Here is an 8580-nt window from a genome sequence, read left to right on the forward strand (position 1 = left end):
CCTCCGGGGCGGCGGCCTCCGGGGCGGCGGCGGGCGCGGCTCGGGGGTCACCCCCTCGGAGGCGGAGGCGCTGAGGTCGTCCTGCGCCTCGGTCAGGCTGACGGCGGAGCCGGCCGGGACGCCGTCGAGGTCGTCGGCGAACGCCGGGGAAGCGGTCAGTACGGCGAGGCCGAGGGCACCGGCGGCTGCCAGGGACTTGTTGAAACGCATGATCTCCCCATCGCGGAGACGGCGGGTGGTCAACATGAGCCCAGCTCGGGGACGCCGCCTCTCGCGCTAGCCATACTGGCCGAGCAAAGTTCCCATAAGGGACAAATAAGCAGATTTATTCATGAACTTGACTTTCTTCTTACCTTTCATGAGCTATGCGTGACGGCGGTGGTGCCGATGGTGAGGGGAAGGTAAAGAGATCGCCGGGTCCAGGTTGTAAATCAAACGCTTGTTAGGCGAGCGCGGCCGGGTTAGTCTGCCCCTGCGAACAAGAACACGTTCTTGTTCGGGACCTCCCGCGCCGCCAGTGCCGTGCCGCGATCCGGGGACGCGCACCGCTCCGGCGGCCCGGGTGCCTTCCGACCAGAGGGGAACCCGCGATGGGCACGCTCGGCTTCTGGAGACTGGCGCAGGCGGATCCGGACTGGATCGCGGCCGTGGACCCGGACGGCGCCGAACACCGCGCGGGAGACCTGCTGGCCCGGGCGAACCGCCTCGTGCACGGCCTGCGGGAGCTGGGCCTGGAACCGGGCGACGGGATCTGCGGCCTGGTCCCCAACGGGGCCGACGGCCTGGTCCTCTACCTGGCCGCGCTGCAGGCCGGCTGGTACTACACGCCGGTCAACTGGCACCTCACCGGCCCCGAGATCGCCTACATCCTCGACGACAGCGAGGCGAAGGCCTTCTTCGTGCACGAGCGCCACGCCGACGAGGGCATGCGCGCCGCAGCCGGATCCGGCCTGCCCGCCGACCGCGTCTTCGCCTTCGGCCGGGTGGACGGCGCGAGGCCCGCGGCGGACCTGACCGGCGGCCGCCCCGGCACCGCCCCCGCCGGCCGTACGGCGGGCGCCACCATGCACTACACCTCCGGCACCACGGGCCGGCCCAAGGGCGTGCGCCGCCCGCTGAACGGCCTGGACCCGGACGACTCGGCCGAGCTGATGACCTTCCTGCTGTCGATGTTCGGCATCACCCCGGGCGAGGAGAACGTCCACCTGGTCACCTCGCCGGGCTACCACACCGCCGTCACCCAGTTCGGCGGCACGGCCCTGCACATGGGCCACACGCTCGTCTACATGGACCGGTGGGACGCCGAGGAGATGCTCCGGCTCTGCGAGCGGTACCGCGTCACCAACTCGCACCTGGTCCCCACCCACTTCAAGCGCCTGCTCGCGCTGCCCGAGGAGACCCGGCGGGCCTACGACCTGTCCTCGCTCAAGTGGATGATCCACGCCGCCGCCCCCTGTCCCGTCCCCGTCAAATGGGCGATGCTCGAATGGTGGGGCGACTGCGTCTACGAGTACTACGCGGCGACCGAGGGCGGCGGCACGATCGCCACCCCCGAGGGCTGGCGCAAGCACCCCGGCACCGTCGGCACCGCCTGGCCGATCAGCGAGCTGCTCATCGTGGACGAGGACCTGGAGCCGGTCCCCACCGGCGCCCCCGGCACCGTCTACATGAAGATGATGGGCGCCTCCTTCGAGTACAAGGGCGACCCGGCCAAGACCGAGGCCAACCGGCTGCGCGACTTCTTCACCGTCGGCGACATCGGCTACCTGAACGACGAGGGCTTCCTCTTCCTCTGCGACCGCAAGGCCGATCTGATCATCTCCGGCGGGGCCAACATCTACCCGGCCGAGATCGAGAACGAGCTGACGGTCCACCCGAAGGTCGCCGACGTGGCCGTGTTCGGCGTGCCCGACGAGGAGTGGGGCGAGCAGATCAAGGCCGTGATCGAGCCCGCGCCCGGCGTGGAGCCCTCCCCAGAGCTCGCCGCGGAGATCCTCTCCTCCCTGGAGGGCCGCCTGTCCCGGATGAAGTGGCCGAAGAGCGTCGACTTCATCGAGGAGATGCCGCGCGAGCCCAACGGCAAGCTCCTCAAACGCCGGCTGCGCGACCCCTACTGGGAGGGACATGACCGTGCCATCTGAGGCGCCGTCCGAAGCGACGTCACCAAGCGACCCCGTCGTCGACCCTGTCGTCGAGCACGTCCTGGAGTTCCCCGGCGGCTACACGCGCACGACCGGGCCGGTGATCGGGCGCTTCCTCACCGAGCTGCGGGACGCCCGGATCGTCGGGGTCCGTACCGCCGACGGCAGGGTCCTGGTGCCGCCGCTGGAGTACGACCCCGCCACCGGCGAGGACGTCACCGGGGAGTTCGCCGAGGTCGGCCCGGCCGGGACCGTGCAGAGCTGGGCCTGGGTGGGCGCCCCCCGCCCGGAGCACCCCCTGTCCCGCCCGTTCGCCTGGGCGCTGATCCGCCTCGACGGCGCCGACACGGCGCTGGTCCACGCGGTGGACGCCGGCGACGCCCGCGCCATGCGCCCCGGCCTGCGGGTCCGCCCCCGCTGGCGGGCCGAGCGCACCGGGCACATCACCGATATCGAGAGCTTCACACCCGAGGTCACGAAGATCACCTCCCCGGTCCGCACGGAGTACCGGCTGCGGCCCGGCCGGGCGCTGACCCGCTTCCTGGAGGGCGTGGCCCGCGGCGTCCTCCTGGGCTGCCGGTGCGATTCCTGCGGCAAGGTCTACGTGCCCTACCGCCTGTCCTGCCCCGAGTGCGGCGTCGCGATCACCGAGGAGCGCGAGCTGCCGGACACCGGCACGGTCACCACCTTCGCGATCAACAACCTGCCCGACCCCCGCGCCCCCCAGGTGCCGTTCGTCTCGGCCTACATCCTGCTCGACGGCGCGGACGTGCCGCTGATCGCGCTGGTCGGCGACGTCCCGGCGCACGAGGTGCGGCAGGGCATGCGGGTGCGGGCGGTCTGGGCCCCGCGACAGGAGTGGGCGCCGGCCCCGCTGTCGATGCCGAACATCAAGTGGTTCGCCCCCACCGGCGAACCCGACGCCGAGCTGTAGGGGGGACGCTGATGCGTGAAGTGGCGGTCGTGGCGTTCGCCCAGACCCGGCACAGCGCGGTCGACGAGGGACTGAGCGAGCCGGAGCTGATCCTGCCGGTGATCGAGGAGGTGCGGCGCACCTCGGGCCTGCGGACGTTCGGCTTCACCTGCTCGGGCAGCTGCGACTATCTCGCGGGCGCGCCGTTCTCGTTCGTCTCCGCGCTCGACGCGGTCGGCGCCTGGCCGCCGATCTCCGAGAGCCACGTGGAGATGGACGCCGCCTGGGCGCTGTACGAGGCCTGGGTCCGGCTCCAGCACGGCGACGTCGACTCGGCGCTGGTCTACGGCTTCGGCAAGCCCTCCCAGGGGGACCTGCGCCAGATCATGACCCTCCAGCTCGACCCGTACTACCTGGCCCCGCTCGGCCTGGACCATGTCTCCTACGCCGCCCTGCAGGCCTCGGCGCGCGGAGTGGACCGGGCCGAGCTCGACGAGATCGTACGGCGCAGCCGCGCCGCCGGGCGGGCCAACCCCTGGGCGCTCGACCTGCCCGATCCGGAAGGGGACGCCTTCGAGGTCGAGCCGCTGCGGCCGTACGACGTCGCGCCGCCCGCCGACGGCGCCGCCGCGGTGGTGCTGGCGGCCGGAGACCTGGCCCGGAGCGTGTGCGAGCGTCCCGCCTGGATCACGGGCATCGCCCACCGCATGGATTCCCATTACCTGGGAATGAGAGATCTCGCCCGGTCGGCCTCCGCCGCCGAAGCCGCACGCGCGGCGGGGGCCGGCAAGGCTCAGCTCGACGTGGCCGAGCTGCACGTCCGGTTCAGCCACGAAGAACCCATCCTCCGCGAGGCGCTCGGCCTCGACGGGACCTCCTCCGCCGCCACCGAGGTCAACCCCAGCGGCGGCCCGCTGGCCGCCGACCCCGTCATGGCCACCGGCCTGATCCGGATCGGCGAGGCGGCCCGGCGGATCATCGGCGGCACCGCGGACCGCGCCCTCGGTCACGCCGCGAGCGGCCCCTGCCTGCAGCACAACCTCGTCGCCGTGCTGGAGGGCTGAGCCATGGGGACGGAGCGGATCCGGCGCGGTGAGCGGAGTGAGCGAGGAGTGGTGAGCGACCATGAGCGGTAACCGCTGCGCAGTCATCGGGGTGGGGCAGACCGAGTACCGGACCAAGAGGCGGGACGTCTCGATCGCCGGGCTGGTCCGCGAGGCCGCCGCCCGCGCGCTCGCCGACGCGGAGCTGACCTGGCGGGACATCGACGCCGTCGTCCTGGGCAAGGCCCCCGACCTGTTCGAGGGCGTGATGATGCCCGAGGCGTACCTCGCCGACGCGCTCGGCGCGGCCGGGAAGCCGATCATGCGCGTGCACACGGCGGGCTCGGTCGGCGGCTCCACCGCCCTGGTCGGCGCGTCCCTCATTCAGGGCGGGGTGCACGACCGGGTGCTGGTGGTGGCCTTCGAGAAGCAGTCGGAGTCCAACGCCACCTGGGCCCTGTCCACGCACCCGCCGTTCAACGCCTCGCTGGTGGTCGGCGCCGGAGGCTACTTCGCCCCGCACATCCGCGAGTACATGCGCAGGTCCGGGGCGCCCGACCACATCGGCACGCTGGTCGCGGTCAAGGACCGGCGCAACGCGCTGAAGAACCCCTACGCCCACCTTCAGATCCCCGGCATCGACCGGGCCATGGTCGAGTCGACGCCGATGCTCTGGGAGCCGATCCGCTACCTGGAGACCTGCCCGTCCAGCGACGGCGCGTGCGCCCTGGTCCTGGCCTCGGAGAAGGCCGTCACCGGCACCCCCGCCTGGGTCCTGGGCACGGCCATGCGCTCCGAGCCGATCTTCCGGGCCGGCCGCGACACCGTGGACCCGCGGGCGGGCCGGGACTGCGCCGCCGACGTGTACCGCCAGGCCGGGATCACCGACCCGCGCCGGGAGATCGACGTGGCGGAGGTGTACGTGCCCTTCTCCTGGTACGAGCCGATGTGGCTGGAGAACCTCGGCTTCGCCGCCGAGGGGGAGGGCTGGAAGCTCACCGAGTCGGGGGCCACCGCCCTGGACGGCGACATCCCGTGGAACGCCTCCGGCGGGGTGCTGTCGAGCAACCCGATCGGCGCCTCCGGGCTGATCCGGTTCGCCGAGGCGGCGCTGCAGGTCCGCGGGATGGCGGGCGAGCACCAGGTCGACGGGGCCCGCCGGGCCCTCGGGCACGCCTACGGGGGAGGCGCGCAGTTCTTCGCGATGTGGATGGTCGGCAGAGACCGGCCCTAGAGGCCCTCAGAGCAGGGCCGGACCCTGGAAGCGGTCGAAGGAGCGCCCCCGATGGAGTTCAACCACGCAGATCTGTTCGAAGGGCTCGCGGACGCGATCGGGGGGCGCGTGGCCGTCTCCTGCGACGGACGCCGCCTGACCTACGCGGAGCTGGACGCGCACGCCAACCGGCTCGCGCACCACCTGGCCGCGCACGGGGTCGGGGCCGGGCGGCACGTCGGCCTCCACCTCTACAACGGCGTCGAGTACATCGCCGGGATGCTCGCGGCGCTGAAGCTGCGGGCCGTGCCGGTCAACGTCAACTACCGCTACGTCGAGGAGGAGCTGCTCTACCTCTACCGGGACGCCGGGCTGGCGGCGCTGTTGTTCGACGTGGAGTTCGACGACCGGGTGGCGGCCGTCGCGCCGCGGGTCCCCACGCTGGCCCACCTGGTCGCGGTGGGCGGCCCGTCGAAGGTCGCCGGGGCGGTGCCGTACGAGACGGCGCTGGCGGGACGGCCGGAGACGCGCGGTTTCCCCGCCCGGTCCGGGGACGACCGCTACATCGTCTACACCGGCGGCACGACCGGCATGCCCAAGGGCGTGCTGTGGCGGACCGAGGACCTGTTCTTCGCCTTCGGCGGCGGGAACCCGTACGGTGACCCGCTGCGCAGCCCGCAGGCCGTGGTGGAGCAGGCGCGCGGCTCCGGGCCGCTGGTCATGCTGGCGGCGGCGCCGCTGATGCACGGCGCGGCCCAGATGGCCACCTTCATCACCTGGTGGATGGGCGGCACCATGGTCTACGTCCGCCGGTTCGACCCCGCCGCGGTGCTGCGCGCGATCGAGCGGGAGCAGGTCTTCACGCTCAGCGTCACCGGCGACGCGATGGCCCGGCCGCTCGCCGAGGAGCTCGCCGCGGGCTCCTACGACCTGTCGCCGCTGGGTGTGATCAGCTCCACCGGGGCGATCCTGACCGGGGCGGTCCGCGACCGGCTCCAGCGGCTGCTCCCGCACGTGATGATCGTGGACAGTTTCGGCTCCACCGAGTCCGGCTACACCGCCTCGGCGGTCCCCGGCTCCTCTCCGGAGACCGGACTGCGCTTCCAGCCGAACGCCACCGTCGGGCTGACCGTGCTCGACGCGTCCCTGGAACCGGTGAAACCCGGCTCCGGAGAGGTCGGCACGGTCGCCAGGAGCGGCCGCATCCCGCTGGGCTACCACGGGGACGAGGAGAAGACCCGCCGTACCTTCGTCACCGACGCGGCGGGGGTGCGCTGGCTGCTCACCGGGGACCTGGCCACGGTGGAGGCGGACGGCACGGTCGCGTTCCTCGGCCGCGGCTCGGGCTGCATCAACACCGGCGGGGAGAAGGTCTTCCCGGAGGAGGTCGAGGCGGTGCTCAAGGGCCACCCCGCGGTCTTCGACGCGGTCGTCACCGGGGTGCCGGACGAGCGCTGGGGGAGCAGGGTCGCCGCCGTGGTCGAGCCCCGCCCCGGCGCGGCCCCGACGGCCGAGGAGCTCGACGCGCACTGCCGGACGAGGCTCTCCGGCTACAAGGTCCCCCGGATCTTCGCCTTCGTCGACGAGATGGTCCGCTCCCCGGCGGGCAAGGCCGACTACCGCTGGGCCCGCGAGACCGCCGCGGCCGCCTCGGCGTAGACCTCCCGGTGCGGGTTCCCCGATGAGGGGCGCCTGATCACGCCGCCGGGCGACGGCCCGGCGGCGCGGATCCTCAGTCCTTGAAGTAGACCGACTGGTGGCCGGTGGCCAGCAGGGTGCCGGCGCGGCTCCACAGGTGGGCGGTCTGGTCGAAGTACCCGCGGGAGAAGCGGTGGGTGCGCGCGGTGCCCAGGACGTGGTCCTCGCCGCAGGCCTCGAGCTCCGCGGCGTCGGCGTGGAAGTACACGGTGAGGGAGACGGTGCCGGCCGCCATGTACCGGCCCTGCCGGAGGAACACCCGGGGATAGAACACGTCGCACATCGCCGTCAGCGCCGGGAAGTCGAGGGGGCGGGCCGGGGCGTCGCGCACCCACAGGGTCGAGGTCGAGTCCGGGTGTTCACCGGCGTCCTGCTCCGGCACGGCGCCGGTGACGAACCGCATCTCGTAGTTGCGGGTCCAGGCGATGAAGTCCGGGAACCCGTGCACGGGGACGGCGTCCGGCGGCGGCACGGACGGCATGGCGAGCTCGGTGTCCGACCAGGTGTCCCGGCGGAGGCCGAAGACCGCGGTGGCAGTGGTCGTGACGACGCCGTCCTGGGTCAGCTCGATCACCCAGTGCTGGTTGGTCCGGTTGGTGCGCACGGGCCGCGCGGCGATGTCGAAATCGCCGTCGGCGACGGGGCCCGCGTAGTTGACGGTGAGGGAGAGCGGGTCACCGAGGCGGTCGGGGTGCTGCTGGACGGCCCGCACGAGGGCGGCGGCGGTGACGCCGCCGAAGGGACCAACCATGTTCGCGTACTCCGGCCGGGTCCGGCCCCGCAGGCGGCCGTCGGCCACGGGGGTGAGGGCGACGGCCGCGGTGAAGGGATGCGGCGGGGCGTCGATCTCGGTCACGCTGTCTCCTCGGAGCGGGATGGGTGTTCCGTGGGATGGATGATCCGCGGGATGGATGTTCCGGCGCACACCGGATATATGTATGACAACTTACATAGGAATCGGCAGCGATGGGAAAGCAGGTCGCATGGCGAGACGACAGGACCGGCCGGGCCCCGGGCGGCGATGATCCGCAGCGCGATCGGGCTGATCCGCCGGCGCGGCGTCGCCGCCACCTCGTTCGCGGACGTGCTGGCCGACAGCGGCGCGCCGCGCGGCTCGGTCTACCACCACTTTCCGCAGGGCAAGTCCCAGCTCGTCGAGGAGGCGACCCGCAGCGCCGCCGACCAGCTGAGCGCCGGGGTGGCCCGGGTGCTGGAGGCGGAGGACACGCCGGGCGCCCTGCACGAGCTGGCCGAGCTGTGGCGCCGCGGTCTCGAGGCCGGCGACTACGCCGTCGGCTGTCCGATCGTCGCGGCGGCGCTGGGCACCGAACGGGCCGCCCGCGACGTGGCGGGGGCGGCGTTCGAGCACTGGTGCGATCTGCTCGCCGCCAGGCTCGTCGCGGACGGAGCCGACCGGGAGCGGGCGCGGTCCGTGGCGGTGCTCGTCGTCGGCGCGCTGGAGGGCGCGCTCGTCCTCGCCCAGGCGCAGCGGACCCCCGCCCCCCTCGACGCCGTGGTCGGCGAGCTGGGGCGCGCTGTGCCGGGCGGTGGTCGGCGCCGGGCGCCCGGCGC

The 8580-nt window shown here is 73.0% G+C and carries 8 protein-coding genes; 6 read left to right on the top strand and 2 right to left on the bottom strand.

Annotated elements, in window-relative coordinates:
- Positions 1-210: hypothetical protein (locus tag ACWJ6R_RS24490; protein ID WP_449064484.1), on the bottom strand; the 210-nt coding region annotated here is incomplete at its 3' end.
- A gap of 380 nt (positions 211-590) precedes the next feature.
- Here ACWJ6R_RS24490 and ACWJ6R_RS24495 point away from each other — a divergent pair.
- The 5 genes from ACWJ6R_RS24495 (at position 591) to ACWJ6R_RS24515 (ending at position 6969) form a co-directional block, all read left to right on the top strand.
- Positions 591-2141, top strand: coding sequence for an acyl-CoA synthetase (locus tag ACWJ6R_RS24495; protein ID WP_449064485.1), 1551 nt, complete (start codon positions 591-593; stop codon positions 2139-2141).
- Positions 2125-3075, top strand: a complete 951-nt coding sequence (locus ACWJ6R_RS24500; protein WP_449064486.1) for a Zn-ribbon domain-containing OB-fold protein — start codon at positions 2125-2127, stop codon at positions 3073-3075. Before ACWJ6R_RS24495 ends, ACWJ6R_RS24500 begins: the two co-directional genes overlap by 17 nt.
- Before the next feature lie 11 nt (positions 3076-3086).
- Positions 3087-4118 carry a lipid-transfer protein gene (locus ACWJ6R_RS24505; protein ID WP_449064487.1) on the top strand — a complete coding sequence of 344 codons (1032 nt, stop codon included), beginning with the start codon at positions 3087-3089 and terminating at the stop codon, positions 4116-4118.
- Between the two features lie 61 nt (positions 4119-4179).
- On the top strand, positions 4180-5331 hold the full coding sequence (locus ACWJ6R_RS24510; RefSeq protein WP_449064488.1) for a thiolase domain-containing protein: 1152 nt from the start codon (positions 4180-4182) through the stop codon (positions 5329-5331).
- A 51-nt stretch (positions 5332-5382) separates the two neighbouring features.
- Positions 5383-6969 carry an acyl-CoA synthetase gene (locus tag ACWJ6R_RS24515; RefSeq protein WP_449064489.1) on the top strand — a complete coding sequence of 529 codons (1587 nt, stop codon included), beginning with the start codon at positions 5383-5385 and terminating at the stop codon, positions 6967-6969.
- A 73-nt stretch (positions 6970-7042) separates the two neighbouring features.
- Here ACWJ6R_RS24515 and ACWJ6R_RS24520 read toward each other — a convergent pair whose 3' ends face one another.
- Entirely contained in the window at positions 7043-7864 is an 822-nt protein-coding gene (locus ACWJ6R_RS24520) for an acyl-CoA thioesterase (RefSeq protein WP_449064490.1), read from the bottom strand.
- A 165-nt stretch (positions 7865-8029) separates the two neighbouring features.
- Here ACWJ6R_RS24520 and ACWJ6R_RS24525 point away from each other — a divergent pair.
- A partial coding sequence (locus ACWJ6R_RS24525) for a TetR/AcrR family transcriptional regulator (protein WP_449064491.1) occupies positions 8030-8580 on the top strand: 551 nt, incomplete at its 3' end.

It is taken from the genome of Planomonospora algeriensis (assembly GCF_977012225.1).

Excerpts from the sequence above, each read along its gene's own strand:
- ACWJ6R_RS24495 (WP_449064485.1), top strand. The coding sequence starts at position 591 with ATGGGCACGCTCGGCTTCTGGAGACTGGCGCAGGCGGATCCGGACTGG.
- ACWJ6R_RS24500 (WP_449064486.1), top strand. The coding sequence starts at position 2,125 with ATGACCGTGCCATCTGAGGCGCCGTCCGAAGCGACGTCACCAAGCGAC.
- ACWJ6R_RS24505 (WP_449064487.1), top strand. The coding sequence starts at position 3,087 with ATGCGTGAAGTGGCGGTCGTGGCGTTCGCCCAGACCCGGCACAGCGCG.
- ACWJ6R_RS24510 (WP_449064488.1), top strand. The coding sequence starts at position 4,180 with ATGAGCGGTAACCGCTGCGCAGTCATCGGGGTGGGGCAGACCGAGTAC.
- ACWJ6R_RS24515 (WP_449064489.1), top strand. The coding sequence starts at position 5,383 with ATGGAGTTCAACCACGCAGATCTGTTCGAAGGGCTCGCGGACGCGATC.